Source organism: Paenibacillus campinasensis (assembly GCF_002272015.1).
Lineage (GTDB): Bacteria > Bacillota > Bacilli > Paenibacillales > Paenibacillaceae > Paenibacillus_AQ > Paenibacillus_AQ campinasensis.
In genome coordinates this window covers 1-271 of sequence record NZ_NPBY01000157.1, presented here as the reverse complement: position 1 = coordinate 271, position 271 = coordinate 1, and the positions used below count along the sequence as shown (strand labels likewise).

The 271-nt window shown below is 27.3% G+C and carries 1 protein-coding gene; it reads left to right on the top strand.

The features are described from left to right. Nucleotides 1-42 precede the first annotated feature (42 nt). Nucleotides 43-271, top strand: a 229-nt coding sequence (locus CHH67_RS25860; RefSeq protein WP_244908331.1) for a hypothetical protein, incomplete at its 3' end; no start/stop codon positions are given.

Genomic DNA, 271 nt, shown 5'->3' with positions numbered 1-271 from the left:
CCTTATTGTTCAGATTGGAAAAGTCCTTGTCATTTTTGTCATATGGGACATATAGAGTCACAATTAAGAATTAGTGATGCAAATGAGCTAACATATCAACAGTTAGTAGATATTTTATACCATGAAGATAATAAATTTAAAGTTGAATATCCAATTGAAATATTTGAAATCATAAATATCACGAACATCCTATTTGATCTATATGACAAATTCATTTTACGAAAAAACGGTTTTGTAATACACAGTCATGAATCTTTACATGAAATAAACG